The following is a 22,525-nucleotide window of genomic DNA, read 5'->3' on the forward strand; positions in this document are numbered from 1 at the left end:
ACATATTGACTAATCTGTGAACCTTATGCGCGGTATAGTATTGTTTCCAATTATCAATTGTTCTGGTGCTATGGTTGAGATCACGTCCACAGAAATGACCCCGCCTGTCAATGACTCGCATGAATTTATTCCCATGCGTGGCATTCGTAATCGCCATTTACAAACTATGCTGCCGCGCTTAATCCGCCGCAAAGTGAAGTTCAACGCCCACTGGCAGCGGCTGGAGCTACCGGACGGCGATTTTGTCGATCTGGCATGGAGCGAAGAACCGCAACAGGCAAAGCATAAACCGCGGCTGGTGGTCTTTCACGGTCTGGAAGGCAGCCTGAACAGCCCCTATGCCCACGGGCTGATTGAGGCGGCGCAAAAGCGCGGCTGGCTGGGCGTGGTGATGCACTTTCGCGGCTGTAGCGGCGAACCCAACCGTCTGAATCGTATTTACCACTCCGGTGAAACGGAGGACGGAGCCTGGTTTTTACGCTGGCTACAGCGGGAGTTCGGCACCGTTCCGACAGCCGCCGTGGGCTATTCGCTCGGCGGTAATATGCTGGCGTGCCTGCTGGCGAAAGAAGGCCGCGATATTCCCATCGAGGCGGCGGTGATTGTTTCTGCGCCCTTTGTTCTCGAAGCCTGTAGCTACCACATGGACAAAGGGTTTTCCCGCGTCTATCAGCGTTATTTGCTTAATCTGTTAAAAGCGAATGCGTCACGCAAGCTGGCGGCGTATCCCGGGTCGCTGCCGGTGAATCTGGCGCAACTGAAATCAATGCGCCGAATTCGCGAGTTTGACGACCTGATCACCGCGAAAATTCACGGCTTTGCCGACGCCATCGACTACTATCGTCAGTGTAGCGCCATGCCGTTGCTTAACCAGATTGCTAAACCGACGCTGATTATTCACGCTAAAGACGATCCGTTTATGGATCATCATGTGATCCCTAAAGCGGAAGATCTGCCCCCGCAGGTGGAGTATCAGCTAACTGAGCATGGCGGACACGTAGGATTTATCGGCGGTACGCCGCTGCGCCCTGAAATGTGGCTGGAACGCCGAATTCCTGACTGGCTGACAACGTACCTGGAGGCGTCATCATGATCATTCCCTGGCAGGGGCTCGCCCCCGACACGCTGGACAACCTGATCGAAAGCTTTGTGTTGCGCGAAGGCACCGATTATGGTGAACATGAACGTTCGCTTGAACAAAAAGTCGCTGACGTAAAACGCCAACTGCAATCCGGCGAGGCCGTGCTGGTATGGTCTGAATTACATGAAACGGTCAATATTATGCCGAAAAAGCAGTTTCGCGAATAAAACGCCTTTGCCGACAATACATTATTACTAAAGCTCAATCATGGAGTTGCCATGTCAGCCAAACATCCGGTGATAGCAGTAACAGGGTCAAGCGGCGCGGGGACCACCACCACCAGCCTCGCGTTTCGTAAAATTTTCGCGCAGTTAAATCTGCACGCCGCCGAGGTGGAAGGCGACAGTTTTCATCGTTACACCCGCCCGGAAATGGATATGGCGATCCGCAAAGCGCGTGACGCCGGGCGGCATATCAGCTATTTCGGGCCTGAAGCCAATGACTTCAGCCTACTGGAACATACCTTTATTGAGTACGGGCAGACGGGTAAAGGCCAGTCGCGTAAATATCTGCATACCTATGATGAAGCCGTACCGTGGAATCAGGTTCCCGGCACGTTTACGCCCTGGCAGCCGCTTCCCGAACCGACCGATGTGCTGTTTTATGAAGGACTGCACGGCGGCGTCGTCACCCCGCAACATGATGTCGCGCGTCATGTTGATCTGTTGGTTGGCGTGGTGCCTATCGTCAACCTCGAGTGGATTCAGAAACTGATTCGCGACACCAGCGAGCGCGGGCACTCCCGTGAAGCGGTGATGGATTCCGTGGTGCGTTCCATGGACGACTACATCAATTACATTACGCCGCAGTTCTCGCGTACCCATATCAACTTCCAGCGCGTACCGACCGTCGACACGTCCAATCCGTTCGCCGCAAAGGGTATTCCCTCGCTGGATGAGAGTTTTGTGGTGATCCATTTCCGCAATCTGGAAGGGATCGATTTTCCCTGGCTCCTGGCGATGCTCCAGGGCTCGTTCATTTCTCACATTAATACATTAGTGGTGCCGGGCGGCAAAATGGGGCTGGCGATGGAGCTGATTATGTTGCCGCTGGTGCAGCGATTAATGGAAGGCAAAAAAATCGAATAACCGCGGTGAAATGCCCGATGGCGCTACGCTTATCGGGCCTACGAGATAAAAACGGGTAGGCCGGATAAAGCCACGCCGCCATCCGGCATCACATGTTACGCCGCAATCACTTCATACGAATGGGTAATATTGACCGCTTTTTCCAGCATTAGCGCCACCGAGCAATATTTTTCCGCGGAGAGATCGACAGCGCGCGCGACGGCAGCCTCTTTCAGATCGCTGCCGGTAACGATAAAATGCAGATTAATGTGCGTAAACAGGCGCGGCGCGTCTTCCCGGCGCTCGGATGTCAGCTTCACTTCGCAGTTGGTGACATTCTGACGGCCCTTTTGCAGGATTGATACCACATCAATAGCGCTACATCCGCCAGCCGCCATTAATACCATCTCCATCGGACTCGGCGCTTTGTCACCGGAGTTACCATCCATTAAAATCTGGTGGCCGGAGGAGGACTCTCCGAGGAACGTGAGCCCTTCAACCCACTTTACACGCGCTTGCATATTTCGTAACTCCAATGTTTCAATTTTCCTGAAAGATTACGCGCATACAACAAAACTCGCAATGGAAGGCGACCTGGGTCATGCTGAAGCGAGACACCAGGAGACACACGGCGAAAGCTATGCTAAAACAGACAAGATGCTACAGTAATACATTGACGTACTGCATGTATGCAGAGGACATCACATTACAGGCTACAATCTATTTTCGTAGCCCCCTTCCCAGGTAGCGGGAAGTATATTTTTGCAACCCCAGAGACAGTGCCGTTTTCTGGCTCTGGAGACAGCTTATAACAGAGGATAACCGCGCATGGTGCTTGGCAAACCGCAAACAGACCCGACTCTTGAATGGTTCTTGTCTCATTGCCACATTCATAAGTACCCGTCAAAGAGCACGCTGATTCACCAGGGTGAAAAAGCAGAAACGCTGTACTACATCGTTAAAGGCTCCGTGGCAGTGCTGATCAAAGATGAAGAAGGGAAAGAAATGATCCTTTCTTATCTGAATCAGGGTGATTTTATTGGTGAACTGGGCCTGTTTGAAGAAGGTCAGGAACGCAGCGCCTGGGTACGTGCGAAAACCGCATGTGAGGTCGCTGAAATTTCCTACAAAAAATTTCGCCAATTAATCCAGGTCAACCCGGATATTCTGATGCGCCTCTCTTCCCAGATGGCTCGTCGCTTACAAGTCACCTCTGAAAAAGTAGGTAACCTCGCCTTCCTTGACGTCACCGGGCGTATCGCTCAGACGCTGCTGAATCTGGCGAAACAGCCCGATGCCATGACGCACCCGGATGGGATGCAGATCAAAATCACCCGTCAGGAAATCGGCCAGATCGTCGGCTGCTCCCGCGAAACCGTTGGTCGTATTTTGAAAATGCTGGAAGATCAAAACCTGATCTCCGCGCATGGCAAGACCATCGTCGTCTACGGCACCCGTTAATTCCGTCAGAATGGCGCGTTTTATCATGCGCCATTTTTGTTTGCATCGATGTGGCGAAGACTGATTTATCACCCAGAGATTAATTACGCACTACGGCAAACGCTGGTGCTGTGCCTGCCTGTGGCTGTCGGTTTATTGATAGGCCAGCTACACCTGGGCTTGCTTTTCTCTCTCGTTCCCGCCTGCTGCAACATTGCAGGTCTGGATACCCCGCACAAACGTTTTTTTAAACGCCTGATCATCGGCGCGTCGCTGTTCGCCGGATGCAGTCTGGTAACGCAACTTCTGCTGGCGGAATCCATCCCCCTGCCGTTGATCCTGACCGGGTTGACGCTGGTGCTTGGCGTGACGGCGGAAATTAGCCCGCTTCACGCGCGGCTACTGCCAGCGTCGCTGATTGCCGCCATCTTTACCCTGAGCCTTGCGGGGTACATGCCCGTCTGGGAGCCGCTGCTCATTTATGCGCTGGGCACGCTATGGTACGGCGTGTTTAACTGGTTTTGGTTCTGGCTATGGCGCGAACAGCCGCTGCGCGAGTCATTGAGTTTGTTATACCGTGAACTGGCCGATTATTGCGAAGCGAAATACAGCCTGCTCACCCAACATATCGATCCGGAAAAAGCGCTGCCTCCCCTGCTGATACGCCAGCAAAAAGCGGTCGATCTCATTACCCAGTGTTACCAACAGATGCATATGCTTTCGGCGCACAACAATAATGATTACAAGCGTCTACTGCGGGCTTTTCAGGAAGCGATGGATTTGCAGGAGCACATCTCCGTCAGCTTGCATCAGCCGGAAGAGGTACAGAAACTGGTAGAACGCAGCCATGCGGAAGAGGTGATTCGCTGGAATGCGCAAACGGTCGCCGCCCGTCTGCGCGTGCTGGCGGATGACATTCTTTATCATCGTCTGCCGACGCGCTTCTCCATGGAAAAACAGATTGGCGCTCTGGAGAAGATCGCTAATCAGCATCCTGAAAATCCGGTAGGCCAGTTCTGCTATTGGCACTTCGGTCGAATCGCCCGTGTGCTGCGTACTCAGCGGCCGCTGTACGCCCGCGACCTGATGGCCGATAAACAGCGTCGTCTGCCGCTACTTCCGGCGCTGAAAAATTATATGTCTCTAAAATCGCCGGCGCTACGCAACGCCGGACGCATCAGCGTGATGATGAGCATCGCCAGTCTGATGGGCAGCGCGTTGCACCTGCCTAAACCGTACTGGATCCTCATGACGGTGCTGTTTGTCACCCAAAACGGCTATGGCGCGACGCGCGTACGTATTCTGCACCGTTCGGTCGGAACGCTGGTCGGCCTGGTGATTGCCGGCGTCACGCTGCACTTACATATTCCCGAAAGCATTACGCTGGCGGTCATGCTGGTACTAACGCTGGCAAGTTATCTGATTATTCGTAAAAACTACGGCTGGGCGACGGTCGGCTTTACGGTGACGGCGGTATACACCATCCAGTTACTGACGTTAAACGGAGAGCAGTTTATTGTGCCGAGGCTGATCGATACGCTGATTGGCTGTTTAATTGCCTTTGGCGGCATGGTCTGGCTGTGGCCGCAATGGCAAAGCGGGCTATTACGTAAAAACGCCCATGATGCGCTGGAAGCCGATCAAGAAGCTATCCGACTGATCCTCAGTAACGATCCGCAGGCCACCCCGCTCGCTTATCAAAGAATGCGGGTCAACCAGGCGCATAACACGTTATTCAACTCGTTAAATCAGGCAATGCAGGAACCCGGATTCAATACCCACTATCTGTCGGATATGAAACTGTGGGTCACGCACAGCCAGTTTATTGTCGAGCATATCAACGCCATGACGACGCTGGCGCGGGAACACACCATGCTGACGCCGGATCTGGCGCAGCGCTATCTGGAATCTTGCGAGATTGCGATTCAGCGCTGCCAGCAGCGCCTGGAGTACGACAGGCCAGGCGGCTCCGGCGATGTCAATATTCTGGAGTCGCCGGACATGCCGTCACATGGCTTATTGAGCACTCTGGAACAACATTTACAGCGCATCATTGGCCATCTGAACACCATGCACACCATTTCGTCGATGGCCTGGCGTCAGCGTCCGCATCACGGTATCTGGCTGAGTAAGCGGCTACGGGATACAAAAGGTTAAGTCCGACTGCCGGATGCGCTACGCTTATCCGGCAATCCGCCATCAGGCCACCACGTTCCCTACCGCCTGCGCAAAGCGCTGCATTCCTTCATTGATATCCGCCTCTTCCACCACCAGCGACGGGGCAAAACGCATCACGTCGGCTCCGGCATTGAGCACCATCACGCCAGCCTCCGCGCCTGCGTACAGAAAATCGCGCGCCCGGCCTTTGTACTTCGGCTTCAGTTCCGCGCCAATCAGCAGCCCCATGCCGCGAATATCGCTGAAAATGTCAAATTGCTCGTCAATCGCCTGCAAATGTTGCACAAACTGTTGCCGCTTAGTGTGAATGCCTTGTAGTACCTCTGGCGTATTAATAATATCGAATGCTGCGCCAGCCACCGCACAGGCCAGCGGATTGCCGCCATAAGTTGAACCATGCGAACCGACATGGAAGGCCGAGGCGATTTCCTGCGTGGTCAGCATGGCGCTCACCGGAAAACCGCCGCCTAACGCTTTGGCGCTGGTGAGGATATCCGGCGTGACGCCGTAGTGCATATAAGCAAACAGGTCTCCGGTGCGCCCCATCCCGCACTGCACTTCATCAAACACCAGCAACGCCTGATGCTCGTCACACAGGTCGCGTAACCCTTTGAGGAATTCCGGTGTAGCCGCCTGCACGCCGCCTTCACCCTGAATCGGCTCGACCACCACCGCGCAGGTGTGGTCATCCATCACCGCTTTCACCGCATGAAGATCGTTGAAGGGAACGTGAATAATATCGGCGGGTTTCGGCCCAAAGCCGTCGGAATATTTCGGCTGCCCGCCTACAGAGACGGTAAACAAGGAACGGCCATGAAAGGCGTTATGGAAGGCAATGATTTTCGTTTTGAACGGGCTATGGCGCACGCAGGCATAATGACGCGCCAGTTTAAAAGCGGTTTCGTTCGCTTCGGTGCCGGAATTCATAAACAGCACGCGCTCGGCAAACGTGGCGTCGATCAGTTTACGTCCCAGACGCAACGCCGGTTCATTGGTAAAAACGTTACTGGTATGCCACAAGGTTTCCCCCTGGGATTTCAGCGCCTCGACCAGCGCCGGATGGCAATGGCCCAGCGCAGTCACTGCAATCCCGCCGGCGAAATCAATATACTCTTTGCCCTGCTGATCCCATACTCGGCTGCCTTTACCTTTGACCGGAATAAAGTCCGCCGGTGCATAAACAGGCAGAATCACCTCATCAAAAGTTGCGCGCGTAATAGCCGTTTGTTCAGTTGCCATATCATTACCACCCGGTTAAGTAGAAATGCCAGTGAAATTATAATCACAAAATATGAATAAAAAATCACTCAATAGCAACCACAAATCAACGCCGGAGGAAATTTTTCAGCAGAGCGTGTCCTTGTTCGCTGAGAATACTTTCCGGGTGGAACTGCACGCCTTCCAGATCCCACTCGCGGTGGCGAATGCCCATAATCTCCTGCGTTTCGCTCCAGGCGGTGATCTCAAAACACTCTGGCAACGTGGCAGGGTCGACAATCAGCGAGTGGTAACGTGTCACGGTTAACGGGCTGGGCAATCCCCGAAACACGCCCTGTCCATTATGCGTAATAGGTGACGTTTTACCGTGCATCACTTTCGCTGCCCGCACCACCGACGCGCCAAAGGCCTGCGCCATCGCCTGATGACCCAGGCAAACGCCCAGCATCGGAATACGTCCGGCATAATGGCGGATGACCGCCAGTGAAATGCCAGCGTCATTCGGCGTACAGGGGCCAGGAGAGATAACGATTTTTTGCGGGTTCAAAGCGTCAATGTGCGCCAGCGTCAGCGCATCATTGCGCCGGACCTGCACTTCCGCGCCCAGTTCACAAAAATACTGGTAGAGGTTCCAGGTAAAGGAATCATAGTTATCGATAAGCAGGATCATGGCGGCTCCGGGTCAGTAGAACCGCACTATTTTACTCAGTTTCGCGAGCTTCGCTTATCGCTTTCTGAAAAATCGCCTGCAAAGCAGAGAGATCGCCCATCGCGCCGCTCTGGTTCGCCTGCTTCCATGTTTCAACCGCAATACCTTGCCAACTCAGCGCGTAGCCTGCATGTAACGCCAGCTGTTCAAAGAAGATGCGCTGCGCCAGCCCGCTCCCCAAACGAAACGGATGAAGCACGTTAATTTCACAGTAGTAATGCGCCAGCCGCTCGACAAACTTCTCGTGCGCCAGACCGACCAGATAGCCCTCTTCTTCCAGATCCTGCATCAGAGCGTTGCCCTCTTTTTCGATATAGGCAAAGTGGCAGAAACGGGTATCGCCCTGGTAAATATCGACCTCCCGCAGTTGCCCTGCCCAGTCGAAAATATCCTGATAGAGCTGGCGATGAATCGCGCACAGATGAGGCAAGCCGCGTATCAGCGGCCCCAGTTCAATCGTGGCGGCACGGAGCGCGGTCATTTCATATGCCGCTTGCGCCAGTCGCTGGGCCTGATGAATCCCCAGCCGATTACGCATCACATTCAGCCCCGGATAGAGGTACGGATCGCGCCCTTCGCCAAATTTATCGCTCATAGTGCCTCCGAAGCTCGTCAAGACGTGCCAGCGCTTCATCGGCGGTCAGAGTTACTAAGGGGATCTCAATACCTTCGAGACGGCGGCTTTGCTGGAAGTTAACGTTGCGCCGCTGTTCCCAAAAGCGTGACTTTTGTTTATCGGTAAGTTTCTTCACCGGGCCTCCCTGAATATGTCTGTGCTTGACCACAAGTATAAGCAGCAATTTCAGGTTACGCTGAGACAGGGAGAAAACGCGGGCGGCTCGCGCCCGCGCAGGCATGTTTTATGGCAGGACTTTCGCGGAAAGGATAACGACTGGTTTTGTCGGCACATTCTGATAAGGCCCGACATCGTGCGTCGGTACCTGTGAGATTTTATCGGCGACATCCATACCTTTTACCACTTTACCAAATACCGCATAGCCAAAGTCGCGCTGGCCGTGGTCGAGAAAAGCGTTATCCGCGACGTTAATAAAGAACTGGCTGGTGGCGCTGTCTTTATCTGCGGTGCGCGCCATCGCGATCGTGCCGCGAGTATTACGCAGACCGTTGTCGGCTTCATTCTTAATCGGCGGATTCGGTTTCTTCTGCTGCATCTGCTCGTTAAAACCACCGCCCTGAATCATAAAGCCAGGAATAACTCGGTGAAACGTAGTGTTGTTATAGAAACCACTGTTGACGTAATCGACAAAGTTTTTCACAGAAACCGGCGCTTTCTGGCTGTTCAGCTCCAGCTCAATATTCCCGGCGGAGGTGGTTAACAGCACATGAGGATCGCCTTTTGCTGCCAACGCTGCGGGAGAAAGAGCAGAAAGAGCGAAAACAGCTGCGACAGCCGCCAGAGTCGATTTGAGCATGAGATTTCCTTAAAGAGAGCAGAAATAAAGCAAGTGGAATGATTTTAAAGAGCCTTCCTGGGCCAGGCCAGCCCTTTACCTAATTTTACGTATATGAAACAAATGTAACGTTACGACGCAACGCCGTATTCTTGCAATATGATGTGACAAACATCACATTAAAAAATGCAATGAACATTACTATCACTAATAATTATTTAAATGCATCACAAAAGCGCCTAAAATCTGCCCGCTTAACGCGCCCTCCACGCGCTTCACTTCTCTTCAAGGCCAGACATGACTAACAGCAACCGCATCAAGCTCACATGGATCAGCTTTCTTTCCTACGCCCTGACCGGGGCGCTGGTGATTGTCACCGGGATGGTGATGGGAAATATCGCAGACTATTTTCAGCTGCCCGTTTCCAGCATGAGTAATACCTTTACTTTCCTGAACGCCGGGATTTTGATCTCGATCTTCCTCAATGCGTGGTTGATGGAAATCATCCCGCTGAAAACACAGCTACGCTTTGGTTTTATCCTGATGGTGCTGGCGGTGGCCGGGCTGATGTTCAGCCACAGCCTGGCGTTGTTCTCAGCGGCGATGTTTGTGCTGGGGCTGGTCAGCGGGATCACCATGTCGATTGGCACCTTCCTGATTACGCAACTGTATGAAGGGCGTCAGCGCGGTTCCCGACTGCTGTTTACCGACTCCTTCTTCAGCATGGCGGGGATGATTTTTCCTATGGTCGCCGCCTTCCTGCTGGCGCGTAGTATTGAGTGGTACTGGGTCTACGCCTGCATCGGCCTGGTCTACCTGGCGATTTTCATCCTGACCTTCGGCTGTGAATTTCCGGCGCTGGGTAAACATGCGCAGCACTCTCAGGCGCCTGTCGTCAAAGAAAAATGGGGCATTGGCGTACTGTTTCTCGCCGTCGCCGCGCTGTGCTATATCCTTGGCCAGTTGGGCTTTATCTCCTGGGTGCCGGAATACGCCAAAGGCCTCGGCATGAGCCTGAATGACGCCGGGGCGCTGGTGAGTGATTTCTGGATGTCCTATATGTTTGGCATGTGGGCGTTCAGCTTTATCCTGCGCTTTTTCGATCTGCAACGCATTCTGACCGTACTGGCGGGTATGGCGGCGGTACTGATGTATCTGTTTATTACCGGCACGCAGGCGCATATGCCGTGGTTTATTCTGACGCTGGGCTTCTTCTCCAGCGCCATTTATACCTCCATCATTACGCTGGGATCGCAGCAAACGAAAGTGGCCTCGCCTAAGCTGGTTAACTTTATTCTGACCTGCGGCACCATAGGAACGATGCTGACCTTCGTCGTCACCGGCCCGATTGTGGCGCACAGCGGTCCACAGGCGGCGTTACTCACCGCGAATGGTCTGTATGCGGTGGTCTTTGTGATGTGCTTTGCGCTCGGCTTTGTGTCCCGTCATCGCCAGCATAGCGCGCCGGCTACGCATTGATAATGATTGCCGGATGGCGACGCGATGCGTCTTATCCGGCCTACAGCGTAAGCTGTTGGTAGGCCGGATAAGGCGACGTCGCCCTCCGGCACTCTATCCCCCTCCTGACGAGGTAGGCCTGTTGGTCTAAAAACCCCTCATTTTGTATGTTATTTGTACAAACCTGAAAAGCCTGACAATTCCGCCACTTATAAAAATCCAGACAAATCAGCCATATACCCATTAAGAGGTATATAAAGGTGAATTTGATTTACATCAATAAGCGAGGTTGCTGAATCGTTAAGGTAGGCGGTAATAGAAAAGAAATCGAGGCAAAAATGAGCAAAGTCAGACTCGCTATTATCGGTAATGGTATGGTCGGCCACCGCTTTATTGAGGATCTCCTTGATAAATCCGACGCTAGCCTGTTCGACATTACCGTGTTCTGTGAAGAACCCCGTAAAGCCTATGACCGTGTCCACCTGTCATCCTACTTCTCTCACCACACCGCGGAAGAGCTCTCTCTGGTGCGTGAAGGATTTTACGAGAAGCACGGCGTGAAGGTACTGGTTGGCGAACGCGCAATTACCATTAACCGTCAGGAGAAAGTGATTCACTCCAGCGCGGGTCGTACCGTTTATTATGACAAGCTGATCATGGCGACCGGTTCATATCCGTGGATTCCGCCGATTAAAGGCTCCGAAACCCAGGATTGCTTCGTTTACCGTACCATTGAAGACCTCAACGCTATCGAAGCCTGCGCCCGTCGCAGCAAGCGCGGGGCGGTGGTCGGCGGCGGTCTGCTGGGGCTGGAAGCCGCTGGCGCGCTGAAAAACCTCGGCGTGGAAACGCACGTCATTGAATTTGCGCCAATGCTGATGGCGGAACAGCTCGATCAGATGGGCGGCGAGCAGCTACGTCGCAAGATCGAAAGCATGGGCGTGCGTGTACACACCAGTAAAAATACGCAAGAGATTGTTCAGCAGGGTAACGAAGCGCGTAAGACTATGCGTTTTGCCGATGGCAGCGAGCTGGAAGTCGATTTTATCGTCTTCTCTACCGGTATTCGCCCCCGCGACAAGCTGGCTACCCAGTGCGGTCTGGCCGTCGCGCAGCGCGGCGGGATCGTGATTAACGACACCTGCCAGACGTCCGACCCGGATATCTACGCTATCGGCGAGTGCGCCAGTTGGAACAATCGCGTTTACGGTCTGGTCGCACCGGGCTATAAAATGGCCCAGGTTGCCGTTGACCATATCCTCGGCAGTGAAAACGCCTTTGAAGGGGCGGATCTCAGCGCCAAGCTGAAGCTGCTGGGCGTGGACGTCGGCGGCATCGGCGACGCGCATGGCCGCACGCCGGGCGCGCGTAGCTACGTTTACCTCGATGAAAGCAAAGAAGTCTACAAACGTCTTATTGTCAGCGAAGATAACAAAACGCTGCTCGGCGCAGTACTGGTCGGTGACACCAGCGATTACGGCAATTTGCTGCAACTGGTACTGAATGCCATCGAACTGCCGGAAAACCCGGATTCGCTGATCCTGCCGTCGCACGCGAGCAGTGGTAAACCCGCTATCGGCGTGGATAAACTGCCGGACAGCGCGCAGATCTGCTCCTGCTTCGATGTGACTAAAGGCGATCTGATCGCCGCTATCAATAAAGGCTGCCATACCGTGGCGGCGCTGAAAGCGGAAACCAAAGCCGGAACCGGCTGCGGCGGCTGCATCCCGCTGGTGACGCAGGTACTGAACGCCGAACTGGCGAAACAGGGTATTGAAGTCAACAACAACCTGTGCGAGCACTTTGCTTATTCTCGTCAGGAACTGTTCCACTTAATCCGCGTGGAAGGTATCAAAACCTTTGAAGAACTGCTGGCGAAACACGGTAAAGGCTACGGCTGCGAAGTGTGTAAGCCAACCGTCGGTTCGCTGCTGGCGTCGTGCTGGAACGAATACATCCTCAAGCCGCAGCACACGCCGCTACAGGATACTAACGATAACTTCCTGGCGAATATCCAGAAAGACGGCACCTACTCGGTGATCCCGCGCTCGGCGGGCGGTGAAATCACCCCGGAAGGTCTGGTGGCCGTGGGTCGTATCGCCCGCGAGTTTAACCTCTATACCAAAATCACCGGTTCTCAGCGTATCGGTCTGTTTGGCGCGCAAAAAGACGATCTGCCGGAAATCTGGCGTCAGCTGATTGAAGCGGGCTTCGAAACCGGTCATGCGTACGCCAAAGCGCTGCGAATGGCGAAAACCTGCGTCGGCAGCACCTGGTGCCGCTACGGCGTGGGCGACAGCGTCGGTTTCGGCGTCGAGCTGGAAAACCGCTACAAAGGCATTCGCACCCCGCACAAAATGAAGTTCGGCGTCTCCGGCTGTACCCGTGAGTGTGCGGAAGCGCAGGGTAAAGATGTCGGTATCATCGCCACTGAGAAAGGCTGGAACCTGTACGTCTGCGGTAACGGCGGCATGAAACCGCGTCATGCGGATCTGCTGGCAGCCGATCTCGATCGCGACACGCTGCTCAAGTATCTCGACCGCTTTATGATGTTCTACATCCGTACTGCCGACAAACTGACCCGTACCGCGCCGTGGTTAGATAACCTGGAAGGCGGCATCGAGTATCTGAAATCGGTCATCATCGACGACAAGCTGGGCCTGAACGAACATCTGGAAGAAGAGATGGCCCGTCTGCGTGAAGCAGTGGTCTGCGAGTGGACAGAAACCGTTAACACGCCAGCGGCGCAAGTTCGCTTTAAGCACTTTATCAACAGCGACAAGCGCGACCCAAATGTCCAGGTCGTTCCAGAACGCGAACAACATCGTCCGGCCACGCCGTATGAACGTATCCCGGTCACTCTGGTGGAGGAAAACGCATGAGCCAGTGGCAAAACATCTGCAAAATCGATGACATTCTGCCGGGAACCGGCGTCTGCGCGCTGTCAGGCGGCGAACAAGTGGCGATTTTCCGTCCTTACCATAGCGATCAGGTGTTCGCGATCAGCAACATCGACCCGTTCTTTGAGGCCAGTGTGCTGTCTCGTGGGCTGATTGCGGAACACCAGGGCGAACTGTGGGTCGCCAGCCCGCTGAAAAAACAGCGCTTTCGTTTAAGCGACGGTCTGTGCATGGAAGACGAACAGTTTTCTGTGAAACAGTACGACGCGCGGGTAAAAGACGGCGTGGTGCAGTTGCGCGGTTAATTATTTTTGGGAGGCGCAACGCCTCCCCTTTTTTGACGTATTTGTAGGTCTTTTATTGGTAGGCCTGATAAGCGTAGCGCCATCAGGCAATTGCAAAAGCACATTGCCTGATGGCGGCATAAATGCCTTATCCGGCCTACGGTTACGATTTTTTTATTTTTTGTACTTCAAGGATAATCAAATGTTTACAGACACTATTAATAAGTGTGCGGCTAACGCTGCGCGCATCGCACGCCTGTCGGCGAATAATCCGCTCGGCTTCTGGGTCAGTTCGGCAATGGCCGGGGCTTATGTCGGCCTCGGTATTATTCTCATCTTCACCCTTGGTAATTTACTCGATCCTTCCGTACGTCCTCTGGTGATGGGGGCCACCTTTGGTATCGCCTTAACGCTGGTCATCATCGCGGGTTCTGAACTGTTTACCGGCCACACCATGTTCCTGACGCTGGGCGTCAAAGCAGGCACTATCAGCCACGGTCAAATGTGGGCTATCCTGCCGCAAACCTGGCTCGGCAACCTGGTTGGTTCCGTGTTTGTCGCCCTGCTTTACAGCTGGGGCGGCGGCAGTTTGTTGCCGGTCGATACCAGCATCGTTCACTCAGTCGCGCTGGCGAAAACCACCGCGCCCGCCACGGTACTGTTCTTCAAAGGCGCGCTGTGTAACTGGCTGGTTTGTCTGGCAATCTGGATGGCGATTCGCACCGAAGGCACGGCAAAATTTCTTGCTATCTGGTGGTGTCTGCTGGCGTTTATCGCTTCCGGCTACGAGCACTCCGTCGCGAATATGACGCTGTTCGCCCTCTCCTGGTTTGGTCATCACAGCGACGCCTATACCCTGTCCGGAATCGGACACAACCTGTTATGGGTCACTCTGGGTAATACTTTGTCCGGCGTCGTGTTCATGGGATTGGGTTATTGGTATGCTACGCCGAAATCGGAGCGTCCTGTTCCGCAAAAAACCAACCAAATTAAGGTTACAGCCAACCATTAAGGGGTAATGTCGTGGACCATTTGCCTATATTTTGTCAATTACGCGACCGCGACTGTCTGATCGTCGGCGGTGGCGATGTCGCAGAACGCAAAGCACGGTTACTGCTGGAAGCAGGCGCACGTTTAACGGTCAATGCGCTAACCTTCATTCCACAGTTCACCGTATGGGCAAATGAAGGCATGTTGACTCTGGTTGAGGGACCGTTCGACGAAACGCTTCTCGACTCGTGTTGGCTGGCGATCGCGGCCACTGACGACGATACCGTCAACCAGCGCGTCAGCGACGCGGCGGAGTCACGCCGTATCTTTTGCAACGTGGTGGATGCGCCGAAAGCCGCCAGCTTTATCATGCCCTCCATTATTGACCGCTCGCCGCTGATGGTCGCCGTCTCCTCGGGCGGCACTTCCCCGGTGCTGGCGCGTCTGCTGCGCGAGAAACTGGAATCGCTGCTGCCGCAGCATCTGGGGCAGGTCGCGCGCTATGCCGGACAACTCCGCGCCCGAGTGAAAAAGCAGTTTGCCACGATGGGCGAGCGTCGTCGCTTCTGGGAAAAATTTTTCGTCAATGACCGGCTGGCGCAGTCGCTGGCGAATGCCGATGAGAAAGCGGTTAACGCGACAACCGAACGCCTGTTTAGCGAACCGCTGGATCACCGTGGCGAAGTCGTGCTGGTCGGTGCCGGGCCGGGCGATGCCGGACTGCTGACGCTGAAAGGGTTACAACAAATCCAACAGGCGGATATCGTGGTTTACGATCGCCTCGTCTCCGACGACATTATGAACCTGGTACGCCGCGATGCCGATCGGGTCTTTGTGGGGAAACGCGCGGGTTATCACTGCGTCCCTCAGGAGGAAATCAACCAGATCCTGCTGCGTGAAGCGCAAAAAGGTAAACGCGTGGTACGCCTGAAAGGCGGCGATCCCTTTATCTTTGGTCGCGGCGGCGAAGAGCTGGAAACGCTGTGTCATGCCGGTATTCCTTTCTCGGTAGTGCCGGGGATTACCGCGGCTTCCGGCTGCTCCGCCTACTCCGGTATTCCGCTGACCCATCGCGATTACGCACAGAGCGTACGTCTGGTCACGGGTCACCTGAAAACCGGCGGCGAGCTGGACTGGGAAAACCTAGCGGCAGAAAAACAGACGCTGGTGTTCTACATGGGGCTTAATCAGGCAGCGACTATCCAGGAAAAACTGATCGCATTCGGTATGCAGGCCGATATGCCGGTTGCGCTGGTAGAAAACGGTACCTCCGTGAAGCAACGCGTCGTCCACGGTGTGCTGACGCAGCTCGGTGAATTAGCGCAACAGGTTGAAAGCCCGGCGCTGATTATCGTTGGCCGGGTCGTTGGCTTACGCGATAAATTAAATTGGTTCTCTAATCATTAATTAAAATAAGGCCCTGTTATTCAGGGCTTTATTTTACGACTACCCGTAATCTCAAATTATTTTTACTTAAAAGTGAATTAAGCAATCCATTTTAAATAAACCATACGAATTTAAATAGTAATAATATTGCGTAAAAACCCTTTTATTCGTCAAATTCACCCATTATTCATTCACGTAACAAATAATACCGTTAAACATTCAATTTGACCTGACCTGGTTATCAGGTGATAAAATAAACACTAAAGCATAATTTTCTTCAGGCCATTTCATCATTGCCTGTATCGCTACCTGCATATGTTTAGTACGCAAGGAAATATTAATTAAGGATGAGCCCTATGCAAAAGAAAAAACTTATTTCTATCGCTATCGCTTTAACGCTGCAAAGTTATTACATTCCGGCCATCGCCGCAGAGAATAACGATGATGAAAAAGAATGTCCCAGTAATATCTCCTCCCTGCCTAAAGAAAAACGCGCAAAACTCTCACCGACCTGACTTGCTACACCTGAAAATGATAATCACTGGGGCTGGGTTGCTGGCGGCGTTGCTGCACTGGTCGCAGGTGTGGCTATTGGCGTTGAAAATAACGGTGGCGGAGATTCTAATCATTCTTATACCCCCCCTACGCCCGATAATGGCGGCGACGTTACCCCGCCCGACGATGGCGGCAACGTCACCCCGCCTGACGATGGCGGCGATGACAATGTGATCCCACCCGATGATAGCGGCGATGATGATGTGACCCCACCCGACGATAGCGGCGATGACGATGTAACCCCACCCGACGATAGCGGCGATGACGATGTAACCCCGCCTGATGATAGCGGCGATGACGATGTAACCCCGCCCGACGATAGCGGCGATGACGATGTAACCCCGCCTGACGATAGCGGCGATGACGATGTAACCCCGCCTGACGATAGCGGCGATGACGATGTAACCCCGCCCGACGATAGCGGCGATGACGATGTAACCCCGCCCGACGATAGCGGCGATGACGATGTAACCCCGCCCGACGATAGCGGCGATGACGATGTGACCCCGCCCGATGATAGCGGCGATGATGACGACACGCCCCCAGATGACTCTGTTATTACCTTCAGCAACGGCGTCACCATAGATAAAGGCAAAGACACCCTAACCTTCGATAGCTTCAAACTGGATAACGGCAGCGTTCTCGAGGGTGCCGTGTGGAATTATTCAGAACAGGACAACCAGTGGCAGCTCACCACCGCAGACGGCAAAACGCTGAACGTCACCGGCTGGGACGTGACCGACGCCAATGCCGCCGTGATTGAAGGCACCCAGGAAAACGGTCTCTACTGGAAGTACGACAGCCGTGGCTATCTGATTATTGCCGACGATAAAACCACCGTTATCAGCGGCGATGACCAGGCGCATAATTCCGATCGCGGCATGGATATCAGCGGCCAGGATCGCACCGGCGTGATTATTTCCGGCGATCGAACCGTCAACACGCTCACCGGGGACTCCAGTGTGACCGACGGCGCCACCGGCATGGTTATCTCCGGTGACGGCACCACCAACACCATTTCGGGCCACTCCACGGTGGACAACGCCACCGGCGCGCTGATTTCCGGCAACGGCACCACCACTAATTTCGCCGGTGACATTGCCGTGAGCGGCGGCGGCACCGCCATCATCATCGACGGCGACAACGCCACGATTAAGAATACCGGTACCTCTAACATCAGCGGCGCAGGCTCCACCGGCACCGTCATTAACGGCAATAGCGCACGCATCAGCAACGACGGTGACATGAACATCACCGACGGCGCCATCGGCGGCCACATTACCGGTGATAACGCGGTTATCGATAACACCGGGGACACCACCGTCAGCGGCGCGGACTCAACGGCGCTGTACGTCAACGGCGACAATGCGCTCGTTATCAATGAAGGCGACCAGACCCTATCCGGTGGTGCCACCGGTACGCAAATTGACGGCGACGGTGCCCGTATCGCCAACACCGGCGATATCGCCGTGGATGGCGCAGGCTCTGCCGCCGTGGTCATCAATGGCGACAGCGGCAGCCTGACCCAGGCGGGCGATCTGCTGGTCACCGACGGCGCGACGGGTATCGTCGCCAACGGTACCGGCGATGAGGTGAAAAATACCGGCAACGCCACCGTCCGCGATCGGGACTCTGTGGGGTTTGTGGTTGCAGGCGAACAAAACACCTTTAGCAATAAAGGGGATATTAACGTTAGCCTAAATGGTACAGGCGCGCTGGTAAACGGCAATACGTCGCAGATTACGCTGGACGGCGATATTAACGTGAACTCAGCACAGGACAGCAGCGGCATATTTCGCGGCGCAACGGGCGTGAACGTGAGCGGCGACAGCAACGCCGTTGATATCACCGGCGACGTTAATTTGAGCGCAGATTACGCAAAAGAAGATAAAATTGACAGTGGCTCCCCGCTAACCGGCGTTTCCGTCAGCGGTAACAACAACGATATTACCCTGGACGGCGCGCTGAATTTTGACGTTAACGCCCAGACCTCGGCTACCGAACAGATTGTGGGGCTGAACGTTAACGGTGACAACAACAGCGTCAGGATAGACGGTGGTATCAACGTCAACCACAATTCATCTGAGGATTCCAATGTATCCATCACGGCCATTAATATTGACGGCGACAGCCAGGTCATATTAAGCGGCCAATCTTCCATAGATACGACAACCATAGTGGGCGGAATGGTTACGCTGGCGGAAGTCAATAACGGCGGCTCGTTAATTCTGACTGACGCCTCCAGCATTGATATCAGTGCCCATTATGTGAGTAATTACTCTTTCACCGACAACGCCCTATTACTCGCCAGTGGCGAAGGTTCCTCAATTGAGAACAACGGGAGTATTACCAGCCACGGCGTCTATTCCATAATAAAAGCCAGCAACGGAGCCGAAGCCAGCAACAGCGGTGATATTCTGGTCTATGCCACCGACAACGGCAGCAATGATGACGATCGTACCGCCGTTGTCCGCGCTAAGGGCGAAGGCTCCATGGTTCACAACCAGTCCGGCGGCGATATCTCCCTTATTTCCGACCAAAAGCCATCAGCAAACGGTGGTATCGCTGAATTTCCGCTGATGTGGTATAACCATACCTTCTACGCGATGGCAGCTACAACAGAAGATAGCAGCGTCATTAATGATGAAGGTGCCACCATCCATTTGCAGGGCGCAGGCGTGTATGGTGTTTCCGCCAGCAAAGGGACAGCGCGAAACGAAGGTGATATCTACCTGGACGGCTTTGTCCCGACGCTGGATGATGAAGGCAACATCACCGGCACAAGTTACTGGCATCCGTCATCGCTCTATCTCACCAGCACGGGTATGGTCGTCGGCTCAACCGACAGCGGTCAGGGCGACGCCACCGCCACCAATACTGGCACCATCACCGTCAACAACGCTGGCTTCGGCATGATGGCGCTCAGCGGCGGCACCGCCATTAACCAGGGCACCATTAACCTGACCGCCGATGAAGGCGTTACACAAACCGACGAAAATCAACTGGTCGGTATGGCCGCGTTAAACGGCGGTTTGGTAATTAACGACACCAGCGGCACGATCAATATTGAAGCTGCCTACGGTAAACCCTTCCTGACCGACAGCAGCAGTAACATCGTTAACTACGGCACGGTCTGCTTTGGCGACGATTGCCAGGACAGCGACGAATACAACCCGACCGACAACAATGTTTCCCTTTCTCTCCTCGATGGTGGCGTTATTACCGCTGAAGGCGAAACGCTGACGGATAAAACCATCATCACCGATCCGGCCGCAACGGGAACCGTGCATGTCACCAACGCTGGCACCGTCAGCGGCGGCAAGGTTATCGTTAAAAATTATGGCGACGTGACCAACGAATCCACCGGTAGCATCAGCAGCGTGAGTATCGACACTGGCGGGATTTATACCAACGATGGGACAACGGCGACGGTATCCGTAGACGGCGGAGTATTCAACAATACCGGCACCGTCACCGGCAAAACAGGGACAACAGTAGCAGGCTCTGTCATTAACAACAGCGGTTCAATGAACACGGTTGAGCAGTGGGCCAGCACCATGAACAATACCGGTATGGTTAATTCCTGGACTGGCGCATCCGGCGGCGCCGTGCTGAACAACGACGTGGGTGGCGAAGTCGATAAACTGACCTTCACCGCGGCGTCAACCGTCAATAACGCCGGCGTGATCAAAAACGGCTCCGTCGATAAAAACGGTACGCTCAATAATCTTGAAGGTGGCGTCATGACGCTGGCGGATAATAGCCTGTGGTCCGGAGAATTTAATAACTGGGGGACGGTAAATAGCGACGCGGATATCGCCACTGGCGGTAGCGGGCACACGCTGTACAACGGCACCACCGGCGTGATTAACGGCCAGATTACAACGTCAAAAAATAATGGCGGCAGCAAAGCCATTAACGACGGCACCATCAACATTGATAAAACCAACAATGTGGCGATGTCTGCCCACGGCAGTTCGAAGATGGTCAATAACGGTACCATTAACGTCGGCACCAAAGGCACCACACAAACCGGCATGGTCGGGATGCAGCTTGAGTCCGATGCAACCGCCGACGCGGTAATTGAAAACAACGGCACCATTAACATCTATGCCAGCAACTCATATGCCTTCAGCCAGTTGGGCAGCAACGGCCATATCGTTAACAATGGCACGGTCTACATTGATGACAGCGTGACGGGCTCCGGCTTTATCAAGCAGAGCGGCAAAACCATCGAAGGCAGCGGCGAAAATGGCGACGGCACGGAAGTGCATTACGTTGATTTCACCGCCCCGACGGAGCCGACTGACGACAGCGGCACAACCACCGTGACGAATGGCGATAGCACATCCTCAGGCACCAACGATCTGACCGGCTACGTAGTCGGCACCAGCGCTGACGGCAGCAACGGTAAACTGATGGTTAGCAACGCCAGCATGGACGGCGTAGAGATCAACACCGGCTTTACCGCAGGTACTGCCGACACCACCGTAACTTTCGACAATGTAGTGGAAGGCAGCAACCTGACTGATGCTTCCGCTATCCAGTCCACTTCCGTAGTCTGGAACGCCCAGGGCAGCCAGGATGCCGACGGTAACGTTGACGTCACCATGACCAAAAACGACTACGCAGATGTTGCCACCGACGCCAGCGTTTCCGGCGTGGCGAGCGCGCTTGACGCCGGCTACACCAACAATGAGTTGTACACCAGCCTTAACGTAGGCACCACCGCCGAGCTGAATAACGCTCTAAAACAAGTGAGTGGCAGCCAGGCAACAACGGTATTCCGTGAAGCACGCGTGCTCAGCAACCGCTTTACGATGCTGGCCGACGCCGCGCCGCAAATTAAAGACGGCCTGGCGTTCAACGTGGTGGCGAAAGGCGACCCGCGTGCGGAGCTGGGCAACGACACCCAGTACGACATGCTGGCATTACGCCAGACGTTGGATCTCACCGCCAGCCAGAATCTGACGCTGGAGTACGGTATTGCGCGTCTGGATGGCGACGGTTCGAAAACCGCAGGCGATAACGGCCTGACCGGCGGCTACAGTCAGTTCTTTGGTCTGAAGCACAGCATGGCGTTTGATGAAGGTCTGGCGTGGAACAACAGCCTGCGCTATGACGTGCATAACCTCGACAGCAGCCGTTCTGTCGCCTATGGCGATGTCAACAAAATTGCCGATTCCGACATGCGTCAGCAGTACCTTGAGTTTCGCAGTGAAGGGGCGAAAACTTTCACCATGATGAGTGATACGCTGAAAGTCACGCCGTATGCCGGAGTGAAATTCCGTCACACCATGGAAGATGGCTACAAAGAGCGCAGCGCCGGAGATTTTAACCTGTCCATGAACTCTGGCAACGAAACGGCGGTAGACTCTATTGTCGGCCTGAAGCTGGATTACGCCGGGAAAGACGGCTGGAGCGCTACCGCTACCCTGGAAGGCGGCCCGAACCTGAGCTACAGCAAGAGCCAGCGTACAGCGTCATTACAGGGTGCGGCGGGTCAATCGTTCGGCGTGGATGACGGTCAAAAAGGCGGCGGCGTTAATGGTCTGGCAACCATCGGCGTGAAATACAGCAGCAATGATACCGCGCTACATCTGGATGCCTACCAGTGGAAGGAAGACGGTATCAGCGATAAAGGCTTTATGCTTAACGTTAAGAAAACATTTCGTTAAATAAACGACATTATATAACACTAATAAAGGCCGCTTATTATTAAGCGGCCTTTTTAAATCATATCCCCTGGTAAAGATAAAGTCCTTATTTGGACTACCTGTATAGTTT

General features: G+C 54.2%; 16 protein-coding genes and 1 pseudogene. 11 read left to right on the forward strand and 6 right to left on the reverse strand.

Going from position 1 to position 22,525, the window contains the following annotated elements; all coding sequences use genetic code 11:
• Positions 1-25 precede the first annotated feature (25 nt).
• The 3 genes from ACLJR2_RS03590 to ACLJR2_RS03600 are packed head-to-tail and all read left to right on the forward strand — an operon-like array spanning position 26 to position 2,229.
• Entirely contained in the window at positions 26-1,093 is a 1,068-nt protein-coding gene (locus ACLJR2_RS03590; RefSeq protein WP_001214116.1) for a hydrolase, read from the forward strand.
• The gene (locus ACLJR2_RS03595; protein WP_000586568.1) at positions 1,090-1,308 is read left to right on the forward strand and encodes a YheU family protein; all 219 of its coding nucleotides are present in this window, start codon (positions 1,090-1,092) and stop codon (positions 1,306-1,308) included. The genes ACLJR2_RS03590 and ACLJR2_RS03595 overlap by 4 nt, the downstream gene beginning before the upstream one ends.
• A 51-nt stretch (positions 1,309-1,359) precedes the next feature.
• Positions 1,360-2,229, forward strand: a complete 870-nt coding sequence (locus ACLJR2_RS03600) for a phosphoribulokinase (RefSeq protein WP_001274690.1) — start codon at positions 1,360-1,362, stop codon at positions 2,227-2,229.
• Positions 2,230-2,324: 95 nt separating this feature from the next.
• On the opposite strand, the gene ACLJR2_RS03605 is transcribed toward ACLJR2_RS03600, so the two are convergent.
• On the reverse strand, positions 2,325-2,729 hold the full coding sequence (locus ACLJR2_RS03605) for an OsmC family protein (RefSeq protein WP_001148919.1): 405 nt from the start codon (positions 2,727-2,729) through the stop codon (positions 2,325-2,327).
• A gap of 307 nt (positions 2,730-3,036) precedes the next feature.
• Between ACLJR2_RS03605 and crp the strand changes: the two genes are divergently transcribed.
• Complete coding sequence (gene crp / locus ACLJR2_RS03610; protein ID WP_000242758.1) at positions 3,037-3,669, forward strand: cAMP-activated global transcriptional regulator CRP; 633 nt, start codon at positions 3,037-3,039, stop codon at positions 3,667-3,669.
• Positions 3,670-3,717: 48 nt separating this feature from the next.
• A complete protein-coding gene (locus tag ACLJR2_RS03615) occupies positions 3,718-5,805 on the forward strand; it encodes a YccS/YhfK family putative transporter (protein ID WP_000269307.1) in 2,088 nt (695 codons plus the stop codon).
• 42 nt (positions 5,806-5,847) lie between these two features.
• Here ACLJR2_RS03615 and ACLJR2_RS03620 read toward each other — a convergent pair whose 3' ends face one another.
• From ACLJR2_RS03620 to ppiA, 5 genes are all read right to left on the reverse strand, one after another.
• Positions 5,848-7,065 (reverse strand): aspartate aminotransferase family protein, encoded by a 1,218-nt coding sequence (locus tag ACLJR2_RS03620; protein ID WP_000190025.1) that lies wholly within the window; start codon positions 7,063-7,065, stop codon positions 5,848-5,850.
• A gap of 85 nt (positions 7,066-7,150) precedes the next feature.
• The gene (gene pabA / locus ACLJR2_RS03625; protein WP_000601877.1) at positions 7,151-7,714 is read right to left on the reverse strand and encodes an aminodeoxychorismate synthase component 2; all 564 of its coding nucleotides are present in this window, start codon (positions 7,712-7,714) and stop codon (positions 7,151-7,153) included.
• A 31-nt stretch (positions 7,715-7,745) separates the two neighbouring features.
• Positions 7,746-8,348, reverse strand: a complete 603-nt coding sequence (locus tag ACLJR2_RS03630) for a putative adenosine monophosphate-protein transferase Fic (protein ID WP_001280665.1) — start codon at positions 8,346-8,348, stop codon at positions 7,746-7,748.
• Complete coding sequence (locus ACLJR2_RS03635; protein WP_001519136.1) at positions 8,338-8,505, reverse strand: YhfG family protein; 168 nt, start codon at positions 8,503-8,505, stop codon at positions 8,338-8,340. The genes ACLJR2_RS03630 and ACLJR2_RS03635 overlap by 11 nt, the downstream gene beginning before the upstream one ends.
• A gap of 108 nt (positions 8,506-8,613) precedes the next feature.
• Positions 8,614-9,186, reverse strand: a complete 573-nt coding sequence (gene ppiA / locus ACLJR2_RS03640; RefSeq protein ID WP_000920478.1) for a peptidylprolyl isomerase A — start codon at positions 9,184-9,186, stop codon at positions 8,614-8,616.
• A gap of 276 nt (positions 9,187-9,462) precedes the next feature.
• On the opposite strand from ppiA, the gene tsgA reads away from it, so the two are divergent.
• From tsgA to ACLJR2_RS03670, 6 genes and pseudogenes are all read left to right on the forward strand, one after another.
• Complete coding sequence (gene tsgA, locus ACLJR2_RS03645; RefSeq protein ID WP_000185267.1) at positions 9,463-10,644, forward strand: MFS transporter TsgA; 1,182 nt, start codon at positions 9,463-9,465, stop codon at positions 10,642-10,644.
• A gap of 317 nt (positions 10,645-10,961) precedes the next feature.
• On the forward strand, positions 10,962-13,505 hold the full coding sequence (nirB, locus tag ACLJR2_RS03650; protein ID WP_000049258.1) for an NADPH-nitrite reductase large subunit: 2,544 nt from the start codon (positions 10,962-10,964) through the stop codon (positions 13,503-13,505).
• Positions 13,502-13,828 carry a nitrite reductase small subunit NirD gene (gene nirD / locus ACLJR2_RS03655; protein ID WP_000084817.1) on the forward strand — a complete coding sequence of 109 codons (327 nt, stop codon included), beginning with the start codon at positions 13,502-13,504 and terminating at the stop codon, positions 13,826-13,828. Before nirB ends, nirD begins: the two co-directional genes overlap by 4 nt.
• A gap of 181 nt (positions 13,829-14,009) precedes the next feature.
• Positions 14,010-14,819, forward strand: a complete 810-nt coding sequence (gene nirC / locus ACLJR2_RS03660; RefSeq protein ID WP_000493576.1) for a nitrite transporter NirC — start codon at positions 14,010-14,012, stop codon at positions 14,817-14,819.
• Between the two features lie 11 nt (positions 14,820-14,830).
• Entirely contained in the window at positions 14,831-16,204 is a 1,374-nt protein-coding gene (cysG, locus tag ACLJR2_RS03665; RefSeq protein ID WP_000349896.1) for a siroheme synthase CysG, read from the forward strand.
• A 326-nt stretch (positions 16,205-16,530) separates the two neighbouring features.
• Positions 16,531-22,416, forward strand: a pseudogene (locus ACLJR2_RS03670) (autotransporter adhesin BigA).
• Positions 22,417-22,525 lie beyond the last annotated feature (109 nt).

Origin of the sequence: Salmonella sp. SAL03688 (assembly GCF_046551895.1) — a bacterium.
Lineage (GTDB): Bacteria > Pseudomonadota > Gammaproteobacteria > Enterobacterales > Enterobacteriaceae > Salmonella > Salmonella enterica.